At 65.8% G+C, this 22,502-nt stretch carries 19 protein-coding genes and 1 tRNA gene; 2 read left to right on the top strand and 18 right to left on the bottom strand.

Features of this window, described 5'->3' with window-relative positions; all coding sequences use genetic code 11:
- The 15 genes from HMPREF1023_RS02705 to rlmD form a co-directional block, all read right to left on the bottom strand.
- On the bottom strand, window positions 1–1,038 hold a 1,038-nt coding region (locus HMPREF1023_RS02705), incomplete at its 3' end, for a YcjF family protein (protein ID WP_035578322.1).
- Between the two features lie 14 nt (window positions 1,039–1,052).
- Window positions 1,053–2,246, bottom strand: a complete 1,194-nt coding sequence (rodA, locus tag HMPREF1023_RS02710) for a rod shape-determining protein RodA (RefSeq protein WP_009304612.1) — start codon at window positions 2,244–2,246, stop codon at window positions 1,053–1,055.
- 23 nt (window positions 2,247–2,269) lie between these two features.
- Window positions 2,270–4,444 carry a penicillin-binding protein 2 gene (mrdA, locus tag HMPREF1023_RS02715; RefSeq protein ID WP_009304613.1) on the bottom strand — a complete coding sequence of 725 codons (2,175 nt, stop codon included), beginning with the start codon at window positions 4,442–4,444 and terminating at the stop codon, window positions 2,270–2,272.
- Window positions 4,445–4,456: 12 nt separating this feature from the next.
- Window positions 4,457–4,984 (bottom strand): rod shape-determining protein MreD, encoded by a 528-nt coding sequence (gene mreD / locus HMPREF1023_RS02720; RefSeq protein WP_009304614.1) that lies wholly within the window; start codon window positions 4,982–4,984, stop codon window positions 4,457–4,459.
- A complete protein-coding gene (gene mreC, locus HMPREF1023_RS02725; protein WP_009304615.1) occupies window positions 4,981–5,859 on the bottom strand; it encodes a rod shape-determining protein MreC in 879 nt (292 codons plus the stop codon). The genes mreD and mreC overlap by 4 nt, the downstream gene beginning before the upstream one ends.
- 18 nt (window positions 5,860–5,877) lie before the next feature.
- The gene (locus HMPREF1023_RS02730; RefSeq protein ID WP_009304616.1) at window positions 5,878–6,933 is read right to left on the bottom strand and encodes a rod shape-determining protein; all 1,056 of its coding nucleotides are present in this window, start codon (window positions 6,931–6,933) and stop codon (window positions 5,878–5,880) included.
- 216 nt (window positions 6,934–7,149) lie between these two features.
- Window positions 7,150–8,442, bottom strand: a complete 1,293-nt coding sequence (locus HMPREF1023_RS02735; RefSeq protein WP_009304617.1) for a Ni/Fe hydrogenase subunit alpha — start codon at window positions 8,440–8,442, stop codon at window positions 7,150–7,152.
- Window positions 8,443–8,453: 11 nt separating this feature from the next.
- Window positions 8,454–9,239, bottom strand: coding sequence for an NADH ubiquinone oxidoreductase (locus tag HMPREF1023_RS02740; protein ID WP_015760488.1), 786 nt, complete (start codon window positions 9,237–9,239; stop codon window positions 8,454–8,456).
- 16 nt (window positions 9,240–9,255) lie between these two features.
- Window positions 9,256–10,167, bottom strand: coding sequence for an FAD/NAD(P)-binding protein (locus HMPREF1023_RS02745; protein ID WP_009304619.1), 912 nt, complete (start codon window positions 10,165–10,167; stop codon window positions 9,256–9,258).
- Entirely contained in the window at window positions 10,157–11,194 is a 1,038-nt protein-coding gene (locus HMPREF1023_RS02750; RefSeq protein WP_009304620.1) for a 4Fe-4S dicluster domain-containing protein, read from the bottom strand. The genes HMPREF1023_RS02745 and HMPREF1023_RS02750 overlap by 11 nt, the downstream gene beginning before the upstream one ends.
- Before the next feature lie 122 nt (window positions 11,195–11,316).
- Entirely contained in the window at window positions 11,317–11,721 is a 405-nt protein-coding gene (ndk, locus tag HMPREF1023_RS02755) for a nucleoside-diphosphate kinase (protein WP_009304621.1), read from the bottom strand.
- Window positions 11,722–11,909: 188 nt separating this feature from the next.
- Window positions 11,910–13,268 (bottom strand): tetratricopeptide repeat protein, encoded by a 1,359-nt coding sequence (locus HMPREF1023_RS02760; RefSeq protein WP_009304622.1) that lies wholly within the window; start codon window positions 13,266–13,268, stop codon window positions 11,910–11,912.
- 46 nt (window positions 13,269–13,314) lie between these two features.
- Window positions 13,315–13,848, bottom strand: coding sequence for a peptidylprolyl isomerase (locus tag HMPREF1023_RS02765; protein ID WP_009304623.1), 534 nt, complete (start codon window positions 13,846–13,848; stop codon window positions 13,315–13,317).
- Between the two features lie 207 nt (window positions 13,849–14,055).
- Complete coding sequence (gene dcd, locus HMPREF1023_RS02770; RefSeq protein ID WP_009304624.1) at window positions 14,056–14,595, bottom strand: dCTP deaminase; 540 nt, start codon at window positions 14,593–14,595, stop codon at window positions 14,056–14,058.
- A gap of 59 nt (window positions 14,596–14,654) precedes the next feature.
- Window positions 14,655–16,040, bottom strand: a complete 1,386-nt coding sequence (rlmD, locus tag HMPREF1023_RS02775) for a 23S rRNA (uracil(1939)-C(5))-methyltransferase RlmD (protein WP_009304625.1) — start codon at window positions 16,038–16,040, stop codon at window positions 14,655–14,657.
- Window positions 16,041–16,065: 25 nt separating this feature from the next.
- Between rlmD and HMPREF1023_RS02780 the strand changes: the two genes are divergently transcribed.
- A tRNA-Arg gene (locus HMPREF1023_RS02780) sits at window positions 16,066–16,141 on the top strand.
- Between the two features lie 409 nt (window positions 16,142–16,550).
- Here HMPREF1023_RS02780 and HMPREF1023_RS02785 read toward each other — a convergent pair.
- On the bottom strand, window positions 16,551–16,970 hold the full coding sequence (locus HMPREF1023_RS02785) for a GtrA family protein (protein WP_009304626.1): 420 nt from the start codon (window positions 16,968–16,970) through the stop codon (window positions 16,551–16,553).
- Window positions 16,971–16,988: 18 nt separating this feature from the next.
- Window positions 16,989–19,235 (bottom strand): ATP-binding protein, encoded by a 2,247-nt coding sequence (locus HMPREF1023_RS02790; RefSeq protein ID WP_226844470.1) that lies wholly within the window; start codon window positions 19,233–19,235, stop codon window positions 16,989–16,991.
- Window positions 19,236–19,422: 187 nt separating this feature from the next.
- Between HMPREF1023_RS02790 and HMPREF1023_RS02795 the strand changes: the two genes are divergently transcribed.
- Window positions 19,423–20,397, top strand: coding sequence for a glycosyltransferase family 2 protein (locus HMPREF1023_RS02795; RefSeq protein WP_009304630.1), 975 nt, complete (start codon window positions 19,423–19,425; stop codon window positions 20,395–20,397).
- A gap of 286 nt (window positions 20,398–20,683) precedes the next feature.
- Here the strand turns inward: HMPREF1023_RS02795 and HMPREF1023_RS02800 are convergent.
- Window positions 20,684–22,502 (bottom strand): 3'-5' exonuclease (locus tag HMPREF1023_RS02800; RefSeq protein ID WP_035578326.1); only part of this gene is annotated, 1,819 nt, incomplete at its 5' end.

Below are 22,502 nucleotides of genomic sequence, written 5' to 3' on the forward strand. Positions count from 1 at the left end.
GGCCTTCGCCCCGGTCGCCTGCGCCTTCTGCGCAGCGCGCTTCGCGGCGGCCTGCACCACCTTGTCGCGCGCCGCAGCCACGGCGTCGGTGAGCTTGCCCAGCGTGGCTCCGTCCTCGTAGTACTCGATGGCCGCGCGCCCCATAGCGACGGTGCCCGTGTAGCCGATGGCGGCCTTCACGGCCCAGCCGAGCGCGGGTACGAACGCCACCAGCTGGCGAGCCACCGCGCGACAGGCGAACGCGCCGCCCACGAGGGCCGCAAGCTCCTTCACGCGCTCCATGTTGAGCTCTTCTCCGTACGCGGCGGCAATCATGAGCAGCATCTTCGCTTGGTTGAGCGTCATGACCGGCATGTCGGCGCCGGGGATGATGACCAGCAGGCCCACGCCCGCGTTCTGCAGCGCCGTGGAGTTCACGGCTTCCAGCGACAGGGGCTTGCGCACGAACGGGAACGCCAGCGCGAACGCGAGGCGCTTGTCGTTGCATGCGGCGATCACCCAGCCGCCCATGCGTTCGCTGAGCGAGCCGACGGCGGCGCCGTCGAGAGCGTACGGCTCGTTCGGCGAACCGGCGCCCAGAGCCTGCACGGCCTCGGCGCCGCCCGCAGCGGCATCGGGTGCCGGCAGCACAGCCGGCTCGGCCTTGGGGGGCTTGGGGAAGACGAGGTCGCCCTGCGGGATGGGCGCGCCCTGCGCCTTCGCGATGTCGGCCACGAGGGCGGGCAGCGTGGTGACCACCATCACGGGGACGCCCGCCGCGCGAACCTGCGCCGCGTACTCCCCCACCTGCTCGTTCAAACCCGCCACGATGACGGCCATGTCGTCGCCCGAGAACGGCGCGAACGGGCGGCCGTCGAGGTACATGAGCGACACGCGGGCGTGCGGCGACGCGCTGGCGAACGCTTGGCGCACGTGCGCCTGCACGTCGCCCGGCGCGCTGTCGTCGAGGTAGACGCTCACCGACAGCGTCGTGCGACGCGCCTCGTCGATGTTGGTGGCTTCATCGATAACCGCTTTGATGTCAACGGGTAGCTGCATAACCGCCCCTTTTCCTAGCGTTGCTTCTGGATGTTGTGAGTCCATACCGAGCCGATCATGCCGAGCATGATGAAGTTCATCACCATGCCCGTCGCTCCGTAGCTCACGAACGGCAGGGGGATGCCCGTGATGGGCATGAGCCCGCAATCCATGCCGATGTTTTCAAGAATCTGGAACAACCACATGCCGACGACGCACATGACGATGGTCATGCCGAACAGATCGCTCGAAGCGCCGGCAATGCGAAAGCTTATCAAAACCAGGCCGGCATACAAGGCCAGCAGCGCCATTACACCTAAAAACCCCAGTTCCTCGGCCAGCACGCAGAAGATGAAGTCGGTGGGAGCCTCGGGCAGGATGCCCAGCGTATGCTGCGTTCCCTGGAACAGGCCCTTGCCGAACAGGCCGCCCGACCCGATGGCGATCTGAGCCTGCTTGAGGTTGTAGCTCTCGCCCGTGGGGTCGATGTCGGGATCGAGGAACACGAGCAGGCGGTTGCGCTGATATTGCTTGAGCAGCTTGTACTCGCCGGTGGAGTTGTAGATGATCTGGTCCACGACGAACACGGCGATGACGGCCGCAACGAAGGCCGCGAGGGTGATCAGCAGGTACTTCGGACGCGCACCTCCTACCACGAGGGCGACCGCGCCGATGCATAGGTACACCAGGCCCGTGCCCAGGTCGGGCTGCGTCATGATGCAGGCGAACGGCACCAGCATGAGGCCGAGGGCCTTGACGTACTCGCGCGGGTCGTCCAGCCTGCCGCCGTAGCGCGCCATGATGCTGGCGTCCAGCAGGATGACCGTGATCTTGGCGAACTCGCCCGGCTGGACCTGTATGCCCAGCTTGAGCCACGACTGCGCGCCCATGCCCGCGTCGGTTCCCAGCCCCGGTATGTGGGGCGAGAGGATGAGCGCCACGTTGACGATGAGGAACAGCATGGTGAAGTCCGACAGGCGGCGGTAGTCGAACCTCCAGACCAGCACCATGAACACGATTCCCAACGCGACGCCCGCCAGCTGGTTCGTGAACGAGTAGTCGCGGTCGTTGGCCACGGCCGACATCACGACGACGAGCCCGTACGACACCAGCAGCGCCACCACGAGGATGAACGGGATGTTGAGCCACGGGAAGCGTCGCGCGCGCGTGGCCTGCGCCACGATCTTGTCGGGCGCTTTCACTGAATCGATCTGCGGTAGCTGCGGCATAACGCCTCCTTTCCTCGCCTCGTCTAGTCGGTACGGCCGCCGGACGTCGCGGCGCCCGCGCCTTCGAGGACCTTGCCGGTGGCTCCGGCGATCACGCCCATGCCGGCGCCCGGATCCTCCGCGGACTCGCTGGCAAGCGCAGCCGCCAGAACCTTCGCGCCCAGCGGGGCCGCCACGGCCGAACCGCCGCCGCCGTGCTCGACCACGCAGGCCACCACGTACTGCGGATCGTCCACCGGCGCGTAGCAGGCGAACCACGCGGTGTCGGCCATGTTGGTGTACTCGGCGGTACCCGTCTTGCACGCCACCGTAGCGGGATCGATGCCCTGCTCGTTGAGCAGCTTCGACACGTCGGCGTTGTCGGTCGCCACGCCGTTGAGGGCGTCGCGCATGAACGCGAGGTCGGCTTCGGGAACGTCCAGCTCCCCCGCGGTCTCCACCTTGACCGAGGCGGCCACGTCGCCGCTGGCGTTGCGAACCTCCTTGAGCAAGTGGGGCTTCAGCAGCTTGCCGGTGGCGACGGCGCCGTAGGCGACGGCCACCTGCAAGGGCGTGACGAGAACGTAACCCTGGCCGATGATCATGTTCGTCATGTCGCCGCCCTTCCACACCGCCTCTTCGGGCGTGTTGCGGAAATGCTCCAGTTTCCATTCCGGCGTGGGAATGACGCCCACCGATTCGCCACCGAGATCGATGCCGGTGTAGCGGTCGAAGTGGAACTTCGCGAGGTAGTCCTGAAGGGCGGTCTGGCTGACCTGACCGTCCCGAGCCGCCTCGAAGAAGTCATGGGCGATCTGGTAGAACACGACGTCGCACGACTGCACGATGCCGCCGCGGAGGTCGAGCGTGCCGTGGCCCGAGTGCTTCCAGCACATCTGCTCCTGACCCGTGCCCCAGCCGTCCCACGAGCCGTTGCACGTCCACGTGCGCTTCATGTCGGCGAAGCCGTTGGCCAGCGCCGCGAGGCCCGTGAACGTCTTGTACGTCGAGGCGGCGGGATACGTGCCCGAGATCGCACGATTGAGCAGGGGCTTCTGAGCTTCGTTGGAATTGTACACGTCGTACACGTCGCTCGACACGGCGCCGATGAATTCGACCGGGTCGAACAGAGGGTAGTTCGCCATGGCCACGATGCCTCCGTCGCGAAGGTCCATGACCACCACCGAGCCCGCCACGCCGCTGCCCGTGCCGATAGTCCCGTTCTCAGGGGCGATGAGCGCGGCCAGCTCGCGGTCGGCCACGTACTGAACCGGCCCCTTGATGGCGAGGTGCACGTCCGAGCCCTTGGTTGGCTGCGTCTCGCTCACCACGCGCACAACGTTGCCGTCGGCGTTGGCGACCACCTTGCGCTTGCCGTGTTCGCCCGCCAGCAGATGATCGTACTGCAGCTCGATGCCCGACGCGCCCATGTCGTCGCCCAGCTCCACCTCGCGGCCTTCGCCGACGGTTTTCAGACCCTCTTCGGTGACGGGGCCCGTGTACCCCACCACGTGCGCGGCGAGCGCGCCGTAGGGGTAGTCGCGCACGTAGCGCTCCTCGATCTTGACCTTAGGGAACGCGTCGGAGTGCTCGGTGATGAAGGCGACGTCGCGAAGCCGCACGTCGCTCGCCACGACGCGCTGGCTCTGCGCGCCGGCCGTCGCATCCTGGATGCGCTGGCGCACCACGTTGTACGGCACTCCGAGCACCGCGGACAGGCGCTGCACCACGTCGCGGTCGTTGGCCACCTCCGCATCGGCCACCACGGTCAGCGACACGCGGTTCTTCACGAGCGGAACGCCGTTGACGTCGCAGATGTAGCCGCGCGGCGCGGGCGTGGAGACGGTGGCGTACTGGTTGTCGTCCGCTTTGCTGCGATACGCCTCGGACGACAGCACCTGCATGGTCCACAGCTTCGCCGTCAGCGTGCCGAAGATGCCCGCCGCCAGCACGCCCATGGCGACGAACCGCGACTTGAGGTTGTCGGCCGGGTTGGACGCCGGACGCTGCGCCGAGCCCGGGTGCGCCTGCATGGATCCGTTGACGCGACCGCCCGCGTTTCCGAGGCTCGATTTCACGCCCACCGAGCTGATTGAGCGAACGTCCTTCTTCACGCTCACGTTCGACGACTTCGCGTTGTTGCGCACGACGAACACGACGGATACCACGATGACGGCCACGACCAGCGTGGCGACGGCGGCGATGATGGCGGCGATCACGGCAAACGCCCCCTATCGCAGCCGGGGCGTGCGCGGTCCGCGGTCCTGAGCGCCGCTGGCAAGCAGACGCGCGATGATCGGATACAGCACGAGACCCACGACGCAGTCGTACAGCGTGCACGGCAGCGCACGGTACAGGAACGCGTCAACGGGGCTTGCCGACAGGCCCAGCCCGATGAGCAGCGCGCCGTACAGCATCTCGGCGGCGAACGTCGCGACGACGAAAATGGTCACCGGCATGAACAGCGTGTCGTTGTCGAGCACCGAGAACGCGCGCGATGCGATGAACGACACGATGACGAACAAGAACGCGTAGCCGCCGACGGGGCCCGAGCCCAAAAGGTCGCAGACGAGCCCCAGCGCAAACGGCAGCACGGGGCCGGCGTCGAGCGGGCGCGCGATAGCGACTACCAGCACGTAGGCCAGAAGGAAGTTCGGCTGCGCCGAGAACAGCGCGATGTTGGGGGCTACGACGATTTGCAGCAGCAAGGCGACGACCGCGCCTACGGCGATGACGACGCCTTCGCGTCCCAGGTTCACGATGCATCGCCTCCTTCGTTACCGTCGGCCTCGCCTACGGCGCCCACGCCGAACACCACAAGCACTTCTTCGAGGGCGCCCGTCGTGTCGTTCGGCGATACGATCACGCGCCTCGTGGACTCGCCCTGGCGGGTATCCACCTTCACGACGGTGCCGATGATGAGGCCGGGCGCGTAGCTGCCGCCCAGACCCGACGTGACCACCACGTCGCCAGGATTGACCACCGCGTCGGCATCGAGGTTTTCCAAATACAGCAGGCCTTCGAGAGACCCGCGCACGACGCCCTCCGCACGGCTCGACTCCACGCGCGCCGCGGCGCCGGAATCGGGGTCGGTGAGCAGGCGCACCTCGGCGGTATGCTCGCCCGCGCTGTACACCTGGCCGACAACGCCGGAAGTGCCCATGACCGTAAGGCCGGTCTCCACCCCGTCGGCCGTGCCCTTATCGATGGTGACCGCCTGGCTCCACGCCTGGTCGGGATTGCCGATGACGCGCGCTCCCACACCGTCGATCTCGTAGAGGTCCTTGAGCTCGAGCAGTTTCTGGAGACGTTGAGCCTCCTGCTTGTACTCATCGGCCTGGCTCAGCAGCTCGCGCAGCTCGGCGTTGCTCTCGCGCAGACCCGAGAGCGTGCTCTCGTCGGCCGTGAGGTTGCCGAAACCCTCGGCGGCATCGTTCACGCCCGCGCTTGCAGCCGCGCCGACGAACTTCAAAGGCGCAACTGCGCCGGACACGCCGCTCTGGACCGCGTGCAGCGGGCCGTCCTGGCCTTCGCGCGAGTACAACGTGACCAGCGCAAGCGAGGCTACGAGAAATGCGACGAGCAGAACTCGGCGCAGAAACACCGAGCTTCTCTGTTGGAAATTAAGCGTCATCGATAAGCCGGCTCAACCCTATTTCGAGCGCATGAGCGTCTGCTTGAGCGCCGTAGGCGTCTCGAGCACCTTGAGGCAGCCCATAACCACGTTCGTGAGCGCCGTCTCGCTCGTCCACACGGGAATCTCCAGCTTGTCGGTGAGATAGCGGTCGAGACCGGACAAGAGGCCGCCGCCGCCCGTCAGCAGGATGCCGTTCTGAATGATGTCGGAGGCGAGATCGGGGTTCGTTTTCTTGAACGTCTCCTTGATATGCACGACCATCTCCTCACAAGGCTGCACGAGCGCGGAGCGCACGTCCTCGGATTGGATGGTGACCTCCTTCGGCTGCTCGGTGATCACATCCTGGCCCGAGATAATCATGTCGCGCTCGCGACCGTCCTCGAACGGCAGGATGGAGCCGATCTTGATCTTGATGATCTCGGCTGTTCGCTCGCCGATCTTGATGCCCAGCAGGTCGCGCAGGTGCATGGCGATGGCCTCGTCCATGCGGTTGCCGGCCAGGCGCAGCGACGAGGAGGTGACGATGCCGCCGAGCGAGATGACGGCCACTTCCGTGGTGCCGCCGCCGATATCCACGACCATCGAGCCCGTCGGCTCGGTGACGGGCAGGTCGGCGCCCATGGCCGCAGCCATGGGCTCCTCGATGAGGTACGCCTGACGAGCGCCGGCCTGAACGGCAGCCTCGAACACCGCGCGCTTCTCCACCGAGGTTGCGCCGCACGGGATGCAGATGACGATGCGAGGCTTGGCCTGCCAGGGATACTTGCGCGGCGCCGCTTTGCTGATGAACGCCGAGATCATGGCCTCGGTCACGTCGTAGTCGGCCACTACGCCGTCGTGCAGGGGATGCTCGGCCGAGAACGCCTCGGGCGTATGGTTGATCATGTTCTTGGCTTCGTGGCCCACTGCGAGCACGCGATGGGTCGCCTTCTCGATGGCGACAACCGAGGGCTCGTTGACAACGATGCCCTCGCCCGGGATGGCGACCAGTGTATTTGCAGTTCCGAGGTCGATGGCCATATCCGTGGACATCTGGCCAGTCAGACCCGAGAACATGTCTAAAAAGGACATACAGGAAACCCCTTGAATCTCGATTCCAGGTGAAACCGAATTCTAGCACAGGCGTTGACGCGATGATGAAAATCCACGAGGGGCACACCCGCGCCTCCGCCTCTCCGCCCCTCTGTCTCGCCCTCGTCTCAGACCAAAAAAAGGCTGGAACCCGTAACGGATCCCAGCCTTTCCATCATAAGGGAACGAGACGTCAACACGTCCCTTTGTCTCAGTTTAGTGCACGCTGCAGCTGAGGCAGGGATCGTAGGCTCGCACGAGCTTCTCGATCTCGAGGCGCACGACGTCTTCCGCAGCCCCGTCGGCCACCAGCTTCTCGGCCAAAAGGCGCATGTCGGCTTCCAGGTTCGCCACGTTCTGCGCCGTAGGCGTGAGAATGGACGCATGCGTCACGCGTCCCTCGGCATCCAGCGTGAGGTCGTGGAACAGCGCGCCGCGCGGAGCCTCGGTGAAGCCCACGGCGCGCCCCGCCTTCACCTCGAAGGGCACGGGCAGGCTGGAGCTGGCGATGGCGCCCGGCTCGGCAAGCTTGCGGCACAGGTCGGCGCAGCGGTCGAGCGCATCCATGATCTCCACGGCCTGGGCCACGTTGTTCATGAACGGGTTCGCCTCAGGCGGGCGCAAGCCCGCCTTCGCGGCGGCCACCTTCGCGTTCTGCCCCAGGTTCTGCCACGATGCGTTGACGCGGGCCAGCGCGCCGGTGAAGTACGGGCTCTGCGTCTCGCGCACGCGCGCCAACAGAGCCGCCGAATGCGGCACCGCATGCTCCTCGATATGCTCCTGCACCTCGTTCGCATCGAAGACGATGCCCGCGTTCAGGAAAAACGCTTGGTCGGAGCATTCCACCGGGTAATAGTCGTCCTCCACCATGGCCAGCATGTCGCCGGCCGTAGCGATGTCGGGCACCTCGAAGCCGCGGAACAGATCCACCGCCTCAAGGGCGAAGTCCATCGCCGCATCCATCTTGTCTGCCAGCTCCAGATACTCGGCCGGCTCTATCTCGTGCGTGAAGCCCCCCACCACGGCGGTGATAGGATGGATGCTGCGACCTCCCACCTTCGTGCACAGCTCGTTGCCCAGCGCTTTGAGGCCCAGCGCCTGCTCGAACAGCTCGGGATCGGTCTGAGCCAGCGGGAACACGCTGGGCATGCCGAGGAAGTCGGGTGCGGCGAACACGAACAGATGCGACGCATGGTTCTGTAAATAGGAGCCGTACACCAGAAGCTCGCGCAGGGCGCGCGTGCGGTCGGTCACCTCCACGCCGAACACGCGCTCGATGGCCTTGAGGTCGGTCACCACGTGGCTCGACGAGCAGATGCCGCAGATGCGCGAAGAGATGTAGGGGATCTCCTCGAAGCGGCGGCCGCGCACCATGCTCTCGAACAGGCGGGCCGGCTCGACGACGTTCATCTCGACGGTTTTCACTTCCCCGTCCTCGATGACCACGTGCACGTTGCCGTGGCCCTCGACGCGGGCGATATGATCGACGTGAATCGCTGTTTTCGTCATAGAATGCGTCCTCACTCGCTGCCCGCAAGGGCGGGGTTCGTCTGGTTGAACATCTCGAGCGCCTGGTCGAAGTCGGCGACCGACACGCCGTAGCGCGCCACCGCCTCGCGCGCCGACGCCAGGTTCGCGTCGGGCGACAGCCCCCTGCACCCGTTGCACGGACGGCCCAGGTTAACGCACTTCGCGCCGCACCCGGCCGTGGTCACGAGCCCCAGGCACAGCTGCCCCTTTCCGAAGAAGCAGCTCGTCTCGTTGCGCTTGCAGTCGCCGCACATCGTGCGCGAGGGATACGTCTTGTTCGAGCCGTACAGCGCGCGCTGCAGCACGTCGATGAAGTCGTAGCTGTCGATGGGGCACGCACGCACCTCGAAGTCCACGTCGATGACGGCGCCCACCGCGCGCGGCGCCACCATGTCGCCGCAGGCCGACGGCACCCGATCGTACACCTGCCCAGGACGCTCGAGGAACCCCTCTGCGGCCATGCCGGGAATGCCGGCCGTCGTGGCGCACGCGCCCACGGCGATGATCGCGCCCGCCTTCTCGCGCAGGCTGCGCACCGTCGCTTCGGATTCCTCGGTGGTGACGGCGCCCTCGATGATGGCCACGTCGAAGTCCTCGGGCATGGGATCGCTCGAGGCCAGCTGCCAATAGCGCAGATCGATCTGACCGAGCACGTCCAGCAGGTGCGCCTCGGCGTTCGTGATCTGCAGTTGGCAGCCGAAGCAGCTGGCCAGGCCCACGACCACCACGCGCGGCGCGGACGGCTTCTCCTGGCAGGCTATGCAGTTTCCGTTCATGTCGCGCTTCTCCATCCTACATCGACCCCTGGATGTTCTTGGCTTCCCAATAGTTGAACACGGGCCCGTCGATGCACACGTACTGATGCCCGATCTGGCAGTGGCCGCACTTGCCCATGCCGCACTTCATATGGCGCTCGAAGCTCACGTAGATATGGTCGTAGCTGATGCCCTTCTTCCGCATCTCGTCGATGGCGAACCTATACATCACCGGCGGCCCGCACAGGGCGCCGAACGTGTTGGCGGCATCGATCTCCAAATGCTCGAAAGGCTTTGTGACCAGGCCGACCTCGCCGTCCCACGTGTCGTCGGGATGATCCACCGTCAGGTACAGGTCGAAGTCCTTGCGATGGCGCCACATCTCGAACTGCTGGCGGAACATCACCTCGGAGGGGTTCTTCGAACCGTAGATGATGGTGACCTTGCCGAACTCGGAACGCTCGTCGTGGATGTTGTTGATGAGCGAGCGCAGAGGAGCGATGCCGAGGCCGCCCGCCACCAGCAGGATGTCGTGCCCCTTCATGTCCTCGAACGGGAAGCCTCGGCCGAACGGGCCGCGCAGGCCCACGATGTCGCCGCACTGCATCTTGTGCAGCACCTCGGTGAAGTGGCCGGTGCGACGCACGCACAGCTCGATGAAGCCGCGCTTGGACGGCGAGCTGGATATGGAGATAGGCGCCTCGCCCACCCCGAAGATGGACACCTCGACGAACTGGCCCGGCTCGTGCGAGAACGCATCGCGGATGCGCTCGTCGATAAGGCGGAACTCGAACAGCTTCTCCGTCTCGGTGAGGTCGATGATGGACGTGATCCGCGCCGGCCAAGGCCGATACGGGTTCGCCGCCATCATCTGCTCGCCCGACAGGGGAGCCGCCTCGTCGAAGAACGGTTTGACCTGGACGGTGGACACCGCGCAGCTACTGGGCATCTTGCATCCCCTTCCTCTCGAAGAACTCGAGCACCTCGATGGGGTTGATGTTCGCCTTGCACGCCTTCACGCAGCGACCGCACCCCACGCACAGCATGCGGTCATGGTTCGCGAGGAACCCGTTGAGCTTGTGGTACATGCGATGCCGCACGCGGTTGCGCCCGTCGCCGCGGAAGTTGTGGCCGCCGGCCACCTGCGCGAACTGCGGCGCAGTGCACGCGTCCCACACGCGCTCGCGCCGACCCGCCTCGCCGGAGGGATCGAACGTGTCCTGGATGTCGAAGCAGAAGCACGTGGGGCACACCGCCGAGCACGCCGTGCACGACAGGCAGCGTCCGCCCAGCTCCTCCCAGAACGGGTCCTTATGGAACGCGTCCATGAGCATGGCCACGTCCTGGATGTCGGGAATAGCGTCGTTGAACGCCTCCTGGCGCCGACGCGTGGCGTGGCGGAACTCGATACGGTCCTCGTCGGTGGCCACGCGCGGGTTGCACGCCGCCTCGAGGATGTTCGCCGCCTCGACGCTGGATATGCTGACCAGGTACTTTCCGCCGATATCCTGCAAAAACAGGTCGTAGCCGAAACGCGCCTCGTCGGAGCCCCACAAATGGCAGAAGCACGTCTCGGAGGGCATGCAGCTGATCCCCACGATGAGCGTGGCGTTGCGCCGGGCGACGTAGTAGGGGTCGGGATAGCGGCCGTCCTTGAACACGAGGTCGAGCCGGTTCACCGCGTTGATGTCGCAGGCATGCGCGCCGAAGATGACGCGCGGCGTGATCTCGGCGGCGAAGTCGGTCACGCTGTTCGTGCGCGCGTCGAAGGACATGAGCGTCTCCTCGGGCGGCAGGAAGTACTTCTTCGGCGAAGCCATGGTGGTAGGATAGGCAAGCTCGATGTCGTCGGGCGATTCGATGGTCTCGAAGGCGTAGCCCTGGTCGCGCTTGACCGGAGCCACCACTTCGTAGGTTTCCATGAACGCCGACACGAGCGAGGGAAGTTCAGCAGCGTCGATGACTCGATAGAGCATGCTCACGTCCTTTTCTCGTCTGGTATCCCGCGCAACCTTCGGTGCGCGAAGCTCCGAAAAACAAAAAGCGCGCCGTCGCTCGAGCGAAAGGCTCGTACGCGGCGGCGCGCTCGGAACGTGCTTTACGCGAAGAAGATGCCGATCTCGCGCTCGGCGGATTCCGGGGAATCGGAGCCATGGATGACATTCTCGTCCATGATGAGGCCGAAATCGCCGCGAATCGTGCCGGGGGCAGCTTCTGCCGGATTAGTGGCGCCCATAAGGGAGCGGCACTTGGCCACCGCGCCGTCGCCGGACACGACCATCTTCACGACCGGGCCGCTGGTGATGTAGGAAATGAGGCCGTCGTAGAACGGCTTGCCCTCATGCTCGGCGTAGTTGGCCTTCGCCTGCTCGTCGGTCACCATGCCCAGCTCCATGCGCTCGATCTTGAGGCCCGCGCGCTCGAAGCGGTTGACGATCTCGCCGATGTGGCCGTTGCGCACGCCGTCGGGCTTGATCATCGTGTAGGTCTTCTGCTGTGCCATGTTGTAGTGCCCTTTCTCTCTCTTTATACGAGGGTGTCATCCTGAGCGGAGGCGGCGAAGCCGCCGCAGTCGAAGGATCCCCTATGGCGCCGACCGACGGCTTCCGGCTTGCGCCGCACGGGATCCTTCGACTTCGCTTCCTTCGGTCGCTCCGCTCAGGATGACAAAAACGGCGTATGCCGCTTTTGTCAGTTCTGGCTCGGGAAGTACAGCTCCACGTTCGACACCTTCCACCCGATCATGTTGCGCACGAGGGATACCTTGTACTGCACGTCGCCGCCTTCGGGCGTCTTAGCCGTCACGTACACGGTGGAATCGCTCATGGACTTGTCCATGCCGTCGATCGCAGGGCTGCCCACCGTCGAGAGGAGCTCGGTCATGGACGCGGCGTTCTCCTCGGTCACCTCGCTGGCGAAGGCCGCTTTCGGATCCGAGAACAGCTGCTCGACCACCTGGTCCTGCGACGGATAGCCCCAGCCCTGCGTGTACAGGAACACGGCGGCGCCGAAAGCGACCAGCACGATCAGGATGATGGTGACGAGGATCTTGAGACCCACGTTGCGGCGCTTGCGATCCTGCTTGGCGAGACCCTTCGACCACTGCTCCAGCTCTTCGTCGCTGGCGTTGAAGAAATGATCCTCCGCGCCCGGGGCGCCGTAGGGGTTCGTCTCGGCCTGGGCGTACGGATCGGCGTAGTAGTACGGTTCCTGGCCGCCCGCCGCGTACGGATCCTGATCCACGTACACGGCCGTGCCGTCGGCGGCCACGTCGAGCCCCGACATGTCGGCAACGGGCGCCACCGGAGCCATCACCTGAGTGATCTCGGACGTGCCCTGGGCGACCGCGGCGATTGCGCGCTGGTAGTCGACGCTGGCCGAGTCGCTGAGGAAGTACGTCTTGTCGGCGATGGACTCGTCGAAGGCGTTCACGGCCTTCTGCATCTGGCCGCTGGCCACGTAGGCCTGGCCGAGGTTCGCGTACAGCTTGTTGCGCGTGTCGGGCTGCATGTCGAACTGCAGCGCGCTTTCATAGGAGGCCACGGCGTCGGCCGGACGGTCGAGCGCCATGAAGCACACGCCGAGGTTGAGCAGCGCCTTCGTGGGATCGGGGTTGGCCTCGTCGAGCGCGGCCTCGCGAAACGCCACGCCGGCCTCGGCCGACTTGCCCAGCTTCAACAGCGCGTTGCCCATGCCCGAGTAGGCCTTGTAGGACGCATCGTACTTGGCGTCGGACACGGCGATCTCGAAGTGCTTGACGGCGTCCTCGTAATCATGCAGCGAGGCGTAGGCCATGCCGAGGTTGTAGTTCACCGCGCCGCACGCGTCGTAGGCCGCATCGGCGGTCGCCTGCGTGTAGGCGTGGATGGCCTCGTTCGGGTTCTTGAGCTTGACCAGGCAGTTGCCGATCTGGTGGTACAGCAGCCCCACCTCGCCGGGTGCAAGCGAGCTGCCCGCATCCTGCAAGCACTGCGTGTAGGCAGCCAGGGCGCCTTGGAAGTCCTTGCGCGAGTACGCCGCCCGGGCTTGCTGGAATAAGTCGTTGTTCATCTGCTTCCTTCGTATCTTCGCGGAATCGCCTCGGCGTCTCGGATCGCTATTCGGCGGCGTTCTCGATCTCGACGCTCTCGATCACGTCGCCTACGCGCAGCTGGCCGATGACGTCCATGCCGTCGATCGTCTGGCCGAACACCGTGTAGCCCGAGTCCAGCATGGGCTGGGCGCCCAGGCACAGGTAGAACTGCGAGCCGGCGGAGTTGGGATCCTGGGAGCGCGCCATGGCCAGCGAGCCGTCGAGGTGCTTGTTGTTGGGGTTCGTGGAGAACTCCTCCTTGATGGAATAGCCCGGGCCGCCCGTGCCGAGGCCCGCGAACGGGTTGCCGGCCTTCTTGACGACCTCTTCGGGCGTGAGGTCGCGCGTGTTCGGGCAGCCGCCTTGGATCACGAAGCCGGGAACGTGGCGGTGGAACTTCAGGCCGTCGTAGAAGCCCTTGCGCGCCAGCTCGACGAAGTTGCCCACGTGGATGGGGGCGTCCTTGCCCGCCAGCTGCACGCGGACGGTGCCCTTCGACGTGGTGATGACGGCGACCTCGTCGCCGGTCGGCTGGTATTCCGGAGTGTACTGCGCCATGGGTCGGCTCCTTTTCGTTTGCTTGCTATCATGCGCCCACGCGAAACGGGGCGAAAGTATCGCATACAAGGTTGAAGTTTAGCAGGTCAAGTCCGCCAGACCGGAAAAATCGTAGAACATCCACGGCGAGCAGAAGCGCTGCGGAAACGGGGGCGGATCGGCACGGCAACCGCCGATGCGCGCGGAGATCGACAGGGCGCGCCTGCGCTAGCGCGCTGCCTCCGGATCGAGGTACACGCGCGAGCCCGTAGCGCCGCGCTGGCCCTGGTACTTGCCGGCGTAGGGGTTCTTCGCCGCCTCGTCCAGCTGGGCGAACACCAGCTGCCCCACGCGCCTGCCCGAGCGCAGCTCCAGCGCGCAGCGGTTCGCGTTGAACAGCTCCAGCGTGATCTCGCCTTCGAAGCCCGGATCCACCCAACCGGCGTTCTGCACGAACAGCCCCATGCGCCCCAGCGAGCTGCGCCCTTCCACGAAGGCGGTGAGGTCGGCGCCCAGGCGCACGTACTCCATGGTGGTTGCCAGCACGAACTGGCCCGGCAGCAGGATGTAGCGGTCGGTGCGGATCGTCTTGTAGGCGATCTCGTCCTCCAGCCCCACGATGCCGCTCGGCGTGTCCTCGACGATGCCGAACGTGTCGCCCAGGCGGATGTCCACGCTGGCGGGCTGGATCTGCTCCGGCTCGAGGGGCTCGATGGCAAGGCTTCCTTCGGCGAGGAGCTTCTCTATGGTCTTGTCAGACAGGATCATGGGCTTTCCTTTCGCGAGCGGTTCGTGCGTTCAGGGACGAGTCGGGGGCGACAGCGGGGCTAGAGGCGTTCGAAGACGCTGACCACCTCGACATGGTAGGTTTGCGGGAACATGTCGACGGGCTGGACGCTAGTCAGGCGATACCCTTGGCTCTCGAAGCGCGCGACATCGCGCGCCCAGGTGGCGGGGTTGCAGCTGACGTAGGCCACGCGTTCCGGCGCGGCGGCGGCGATGCTCTCCACCACGCCGTCGGCCAGGCCCGCGCGAGGCGGATCCACCACCAGCGCGTCGAGGCCGCCCAGCTCCGGAAGCTCGCGCGCCGCGTCGCCGCCGATCACCTCGAGATCCACGCGGTTCATGTCGGCGTTGCGGCGCAAGTCGCGCACCGACGAGCCCGCGGCCTCCACGGCCAACACCTCGGCGCCCGCCTGCGCGAGCGGCACCGAGAACGTGCCGCCGCCAGCGTACAGGTCGGCGATCAGCAGGTCGTCGAGCCCTTCGGGCCCGTCCTCGCCCATGCGTCCGCCCAAGCCCTCGATCACGCAGGCGATCAGCTTCTCGGCCTGCGCGGTGTTCACCTGGAAGAACGACGGCGCGCTGGCCAGGTAGCGGGCGTCGCCCAGCTGTTCCTCCCAGCATCCCTTGCCGTCGAGCGTCTCGACGCCCTTGATCTTGCGGGCCTTGCCGGGGTCGGCCATGACGCGCACGATGCTGGTGGCCTTGACGGCGCTCTTGACGGTTTTGGCGATGTGTCCGCGCGGGAAGGAGCCGGGACTCGTCCACAGGGCTACTTCCAGATCGCCCGTGTGCAGGCTGTGGCGCACGCCCACGCGGAAGATGCCGAGGTCGGCCGACCCTTGCGCGAAGCGCAGCGCGCCGCGCAGCGCCTTGGGCGCCTTGGCGATGGCGTCGTGAGCGAGGGGGCAGGCGCCCGGCGAGGCGATGTCGTGCGCGCCCTCGCGGTGGAACCCCAGTTGGAACGTGCCGCGCTCGTCCATGGCCGCGCCCAGCTCCAGCTTGTTGCGGTAGCCCCACTGGCGCTTGCTCGGCAGACAGGGGCGCACCAGCTCCTCGGCGCGCTCGCGGCCGAACTTCGCCGTGCGCTCGAGCGCCGCCGCCACGTTGGCGCGCTTGGCCTCCAGCTGCGCGTCATAGGACAGGTGCTGCCAGGGGCATCCTCCGCAGGCCGCGCCCGCCTCGCAGCGCGGGCGGACGCGCAGCTCGGAGGGCTTGACGAGCCGCGCGATGCGCGCGCGGGCGAACGTCGGCTTGTCCTCGACGATCTCCAGCGCGGCCACGTCGCCGGGCGCGCCGCCCTCCACGAACACGGCCTTGCCGCTCTCCAGGCGGCCGACCGCCTCGCTGCCGTAGCCCATGCGCTCAATCGTTATGGTTTCTTCCATGAATACGCCCAAATCTCGTTTTTGTTTTTCCGTTTCGTCCATGATAGCGTATAATCTCCTCCACCGTGCCCTTGTAGCTCAGGGGATAGAGCGTCTGCCTCCGGAGCAGAAAGCCGCAGGTTCGAATCCTGTCAAGGGCACCAGGTAAACGATACGAGGCCGGAATCCGTTCCCGGCCTCGTTTTTTATTGTCGGCGCATCGTCTGATTCGACGCTGAGACGGCGATGACGCCGAGATCGCCGCGCCATGGCGAAAACGGGGCGGTTTGGTAACCCCAAAACCTTTCCGCTTCCCAATTCGCCGGCGCGCCGAAGCGGAAGCCCGACATCAGCCCAGGTCGATTTTTTCGGCATCCCGTCGCGAGTTGCAACCGATTACCAAACCGCCTCGTTTTTACCCGGTCACGCCCTTTTCGCCGTCATCCCGCGCTAACACCAGCAGGGAGCACCCCGGCTAACGCCGCGCGGGTTCCTTCGGCTCCGCGCTGGCGCGCTGCGAGCAGGATGACAGGTGGAGGCTTCGCTCGTTCGGGGCAGCTTCGGCCGAGACGGCTACTCGATGTCCGAGAGGATCTCGCCGGGCGCATCGCCGGCGTCGAGGAAGATCTTGCGCGTCACGAAGTTCCACACCATGACGATGAACGTGGCGCCGATCTTCACGATGAGGTAGTGGATGCCCAGAAACTCCACGCCCGCCCACATGCAGCCGTTGTTGAGGCCCAGGCCGATAACCGACAGCACGACGAAGATGGCGAACTCGCGGCGGCGGCTCATGCCCTCCTTATGGGTGAACACGTAGCGCATCGACGCCGCGTAGTTGAACACGACCGAGGCCGTGAACGAAATGGTGGCGCTGACGAGGTAGTTCACGCCGAACGCCTCGGTGAGCAGAGCAAGTAAGCCGTAGTCGATGACGAAAGCGATGACGCCCACCACGCCGAACTTCATGATCTGAGCAACGAGCTTCTTCACCGCGCGCGTCCTTTCGCTCTACGCGCCCCCTCCCCGCGAGCGCCCTCTCAAAAACCTGTCCATTGTGGCATATACGAGATGGATATCAAGGGGTTTGCTCAGATGGCCATCCATTCCGCTCATGCGGCTGCGCTCCTCGTCCTCGACGAACGCGTTGGCCGTCATCGCGACGATGGGCACCGAACGCGCGTCGTCGCGGTCGAGCGAGCGAATGACGCGGGTCGCCTCGTAGCCGTCCATCTCGGGCATCTGGATGTCCATGAAGATCAGGTCGACGGAGCCCGGGTGCGAGCGCTCGAACGCGCGCACGGCCTCGGCGCCCGTGGACGCCGCCAGGACCTCGGCACCCGCCATGGCCAGCACCTCGGTGGCTATCTCGCGGTTGAGCTCGTTGTCTTCGGCGACGATGACGCGCCTGCCGGAGAAATCGTACGAAACTCCGTCGCCGTGCGTTCGGGACCGCGCGGCGAACGCATCGTCGCACGTGGCGGCCCCTTCGCCCGAGGCTCGTCCGAACGGCACGTCCACCGTGAAGGTCGACCCCTTCCCCACCTCGCTCGACAACGATATACGACCGCCCATCATCTCCGTGAACCGCTTCGTGATGGCAAGGCCCAGACCCGTGCCTCCGCGTCTGCATGAAGACTCGTCGCCCTGCTCGAAAGACGAGAATATCCGCTCGCGGTTCTCCGGCTTGATGCCGCAACCCGTATCGGTCACCGAGAAGCGCAGCCAGATCGCGTCGTCGTGCGCAGCATCCTCTTCCGGCGGCGCGGGAAGCTCCTCTATGCGCAGCGTGACGCTGCCGTCGCGAGGAGTGAACTTGAAAGCGTTGCCAACGAGATTGTAAACGATCTGGTTCAGCCGAAGCCCGTCGCCGACGAGCAGCGAGGGCAGCGCGCCCACTTCTTCCGTCTTGTAGCGAATCCCCTGTTCGAGAGCCTGCGTTCCGAACACGTCGTCGAGCGACCCTACGAACGTCCCGAAATCGAACGTCTCGCGCTTGATGTCGATCTTGCCGCTTTCGATCTTGCTCATGTCGAGGATGTCGTTGATGAGCGCCATGAGATGCTCGGACGTCACGTCGATCTTCTCGAGGCAGGCTCGCGCCTTCTCCTCGTCGTGCGCATTCTCGAGCGCGATGGCGGTCATGCCCATGATGCCGTTCATCGGCGTACGAATCTCGTGCGACATGCGCGAGAGGAACTCGCTTTTCGCCAAACTGGCGCGCCGCGCTTCCTCGGAAGCGCGCTCGGCGCGGTTCTTCTCGTCCGACAGCAGACGCGTGTTGCGCTTGACCAGCTGATAGTAGATCGAGAAGAAGATGGCTATGACCGCGATGATCATGGTCGCCATGAGAACGGCGTTCTGCATGAGCACCCAGCTGAGTCCCGCCACGTCCTCGTCCACCACGCCGTAGGGCATGGCGGTACACAGATACCAGTCTTGATTGCTCATCGGCCGAAAGTACAGGTACTCGTGATGGCCCCCGCACCAGAAGGGAAGCAGGAACGTCTCCCCGTTCTCCACGGCTTCTCGCACCTGGTCCATGCTGTACCCCTTGTCGAGGCGAGCGCTCGATTCCAACGCGTCGAACAGGTTCTCGCCGTTGCACAGCCCCTCGGCATCGCATCCTGCGATGCAAGTGCCGTCGAAGCCGATGACGCTCGACCGCGCGCTGCCATTGACCAGATCGAGGTTGAGCTTCCCGGAAACGGTGTCGACGCCGAACCCGGCGACGACGGCGGTGAACGTGACGCCTCCGCAGGTAACGGGCTCGAAGGAATCCACGAGCGCGATGGTTCCGTTGTATAGCATCACGTCGTGGCCGTGCGCGTCCCGATACGACAGCCCCAGCTCGCTGCGGGCGGCAAGCTCCTCATCCGAGGCGGCGTCCGAGCCCCACGACGTGTAGTAGAGCCCGTCGCTGCCACGCAGCGCAAGGTAGGCGTACTCGTCATCGTCCGCCTCCATGCAGGCGAGGAAATCCCTCACCTCGTCGAGATTCTCCGGGTCGTACAGCTCAAGCGAGCTGCCCACGGTTTCCAGCTGGCAGAACTTGCCGTCGATGCCGGTGTTGAAATGGGAGATGACCTGGTTGCTGAGCTCTTGCAAGTACACTTCGCTCATGGTTTCCACCGCGGCCGCCGTCGCCTGACGCGACGAGACGATCGTGTACGCGAGCGCGATCAGAAGCGCAAGGACGAGCGCGACCACGATGATGGCGATGCGCCGCCGCTCGCGCGAGCGGGTAATCAGTTCCATAGGGAGGACGCCCCTCTTCCAGTCGTAGCGGGCGTTCTTCATTGTAGCAGGAGGCGCCGGGCACAATATTACCGGTCGAAAACGGCTTCCTTACCGGGTTTCATCTGGAAAACAACGGAGCCGTCTGGCGCAAGCCCGACGTTTCGAGTAGGATGAACCTCACCTATACAGAACCGAGGAGTGATTCGTGGATCAGAAGATCGATACGCCGCGCGCCCAGAGCGGCACCGTCGCCGTGCTCATCCCCTGCTACAACGAGGCCGTAACCATCGGCAAGGTGGTCGACGACTTCAGGCGCGTGCTGCCCGAAGCGACCGTGTACGTCTACGACAACAACTCCTCCGACGGCACCGCTTCCATCGCGGCCGAGCACGGCGCCGTGGTGCGGGCCGAACGCCGCCAGGGCAAGGGCAACGTGGTGCGCCAGATGCTGCGCGACATCGACGCCGACTACTACGTCATGGTGGACGGCGACGACACGTACCCCGCCGAGGCCGCGCCGGAGCTCCTGGCGCCGCTCATGGCCGACGAGGCCGACATGAGCGTGGGCGACCGCCTGTCCAACGGCACCTACGGCGAGGAGAACGACCGCGCGTTCCACGGCTTCGGCAACGACCTCGTGCGCACGCTCATCAAATGGATCTACGGCTTCGAGTTCTCCGACGTCATGACCGGCTATCGAGCCTTCAACGCCGTGTTCGCCAAGACCATGCCGGTGCTCTCGCCCGGGTTCGAGATCGAGACGGAGCTTTCCATCCATGCCGTCGACAAGCGCTGGCGCATCGCCGAGGTGCCGATCGACTACCGCGACCGCCCCGAAGGATCGGAGAGCAAGCTCAACACGTTCTCGGACGGCATGAAGGTGCTGGCCATGATCATGTCGCTGTTCAAGGACTATCGCCCGCTCGCGCTGTTCAGCTGGCTCGCGCTTCTGTTCTGCTTGTTGGGCCTCATCGCCGGCATCCCCGTCATCTGGGAGTTCGCCGCGACGGGCCTCGTACCGCGCCTGCCCTCCGCATTGCTGGCCGTGGCCCTCGTGTTCGTCGGCATCCTCGCATTCGCCAGCGGCCTCATCCTGGACACGGTGGTCAAGGGCACTCGCAAGGAGTACGAGCTGCAGGTGACGCAGGCCTACGAGCGCTACGGCAGGCGCAGGGCGTAAGCCCCGGAAACGCCTCGAGGGGCGCGGGTGTTGACAATACTCGCTACGCACTCCATCACACCGCGCCCCTGCCCGTCAATCATCCTAGCAAATGCCTTGAACAATGTTCAGTCGTGATTTATGACCTTTTTGCTGAGAGAATAATAATTCTGGCCGAACTTTCCTTATTATACCTGATGGGGGGGGTGTTTTATTTCGCGTAGAATGTAATCGGACGATTACATTCTACGCGATGGACTCATGCTGTCAAGGCGCATCGGAAGCGGGTGGCCCGCAGCGAAAAACGCTACGCCCTTCGGGCGCTTAGGATGCGGACGGCCAGCCCGTCGAGATCTTCGGCAGTGAAGCGGTAGGTCACGGTTTGCATGTCCCCCGCCGAATCCTCGCGCTCGACGCGCGCGAAGCGCAGCTCCACCTCGACGCAGCCCTGCCGCAGCAGTGCATAGGCGTAGCATTGCGCCTGCAGGAGGTGCTTGGAGCACAGCGCTTCCGGCGCCTCGCCGTCCGAACCGCCGGTCTTATAGTCCACCACGAGCGCACGAGCGCCCGCAAGCTGCGCGTCGTCGGTGCAGAGAAGATCGATCTCCCCTTCCACGAACGCATCGGATATCGGCACGAAGAACGGCACCTCGGCGCGCCGCAGCCCCCACTGCAGCGTTTCGGCGTACGTCGCGCTGGAGAACCAGCGCTCGCAGGCATCGGCCAGCCGCGCGCGCTGTCCCGTCGATAGAGCGTACGCCTCGGAGAGCACGCCGAGGCGCGCAGCGTCGGGAACCCTTCCCGTCTCGACGGCCAGCTGCGCAGCCCGATGGAAGGCGCTGCCCAGATCCGTCGCCTTGTCCGCGTCCGCGGCGAAAGGCGCGCCCTCGCCCGCCGGAGCCGGAACCGGGTTCGGGGCGATCGACGAGTACGAGAACGCATCGTCGCGCGCCGAACCTCCCGCGAAGAGCGTCGACCGCGAAGCGTCGTCCACGACGGGCACGAAGAACAGCCGCGGTTCGGGCGCAGGCTCGACACCCTCCTCGGCGCGCGGCTCCGGCGGCTGCACGAGGATGCGCTCGAAGCGGGCCGGCGCGGTGCCGCCGTAGGGAAGCTCGGCAACGCCCTCGGGAAAATCGCCGTCGCGCGCCAAGCCTCCCGCGAAGAGCGTCGACCGCGAAGCGTCGTCCACGACGGGCACGAAGAACAGCCGCGGTTCGGGCGCAGGCTCGGCGCCCTCCTCGACGCGCGGCTCCGGCGGCTGTACGAGGATGCGCTCGAAGCGGGCCGGCGCGGTGCCGCCGTAGGGAAGCTCGGCAACGCCCTCGGGAAAATCGCCGTCGCCGCACAGCGCGCTGCGGATATCGTCGACGAGCGGGGCGTACGCCGGAGGCTTGCCCGCCGAGGGAGCTTTCGCGTCCATCGCCACCACAAGCGCCTCGCTGGCACGCGTGAGGCCCACGTAGAGCTTGCGACGCGCTTCGGCCAGCTCCTCGTCGGCCGCACGGCGCGCGAGCTGGGCGCGGTAGGCCGCCTGCGTGCACGACGAAGCGCCGAGAGCGCACGCGGGCCCATCCTCCCCTTCTACGAGACGGCGAGCGGCCAGCAGATCGGCATCATCCTCGCCGTCGCCGGCCGCAGCCGCGCCCGAGCGCTTCGCCAGCTGGGGAAACGCCTCCAACGACGCTGCGGGCGCCAACGAGGCGCGCGCGATGGCACCGCACGTCTCCACCAGAAGCTTGCCGCTTCCCGCGCGCGCGTCGGCGAAGTCGGCCAACGCCACGACGGGGAACTCCAGCCCCTTCGAAGCATGGATGGTCATGATCTTCACCACGTCGCCGCCGGCTCCCGACAACGCGCCGGGCGCCTCCTTCAATCCTACGGCCAGCTCGTCGGCCAGCGCGCGCGCCGTGGAGGCCAGCCCCAGGTGGCGCTCGGTTTCGAGGCGATCGACGAGCCGGACGGCCTTCAGCACGTTCGCGGCTCGCGCCGTGCCCGCCGCGCCTTCCTCCTCGAGCCGTGCCATCCACCCCGAACGCACCACGGCATCGCGCACCACGGTCGCCACCGGGCGCGTGCGCGACTCGTCACGCGCCCGCTCGAACAGGCGCACGGCGTGCGCCAGC

Origin of the sequence: Eggerthella sp. 1_3_56FAA, assembly GCF_000185625.1 — a bacterium.
In the GTDB taxonomy this organism is placed as follows: Bacteria; Actinomycetota; Coriobacteriia; order Coriobacteriales; family Eggerthellaceae; genus Eggerthella; species Eggerthella lenta.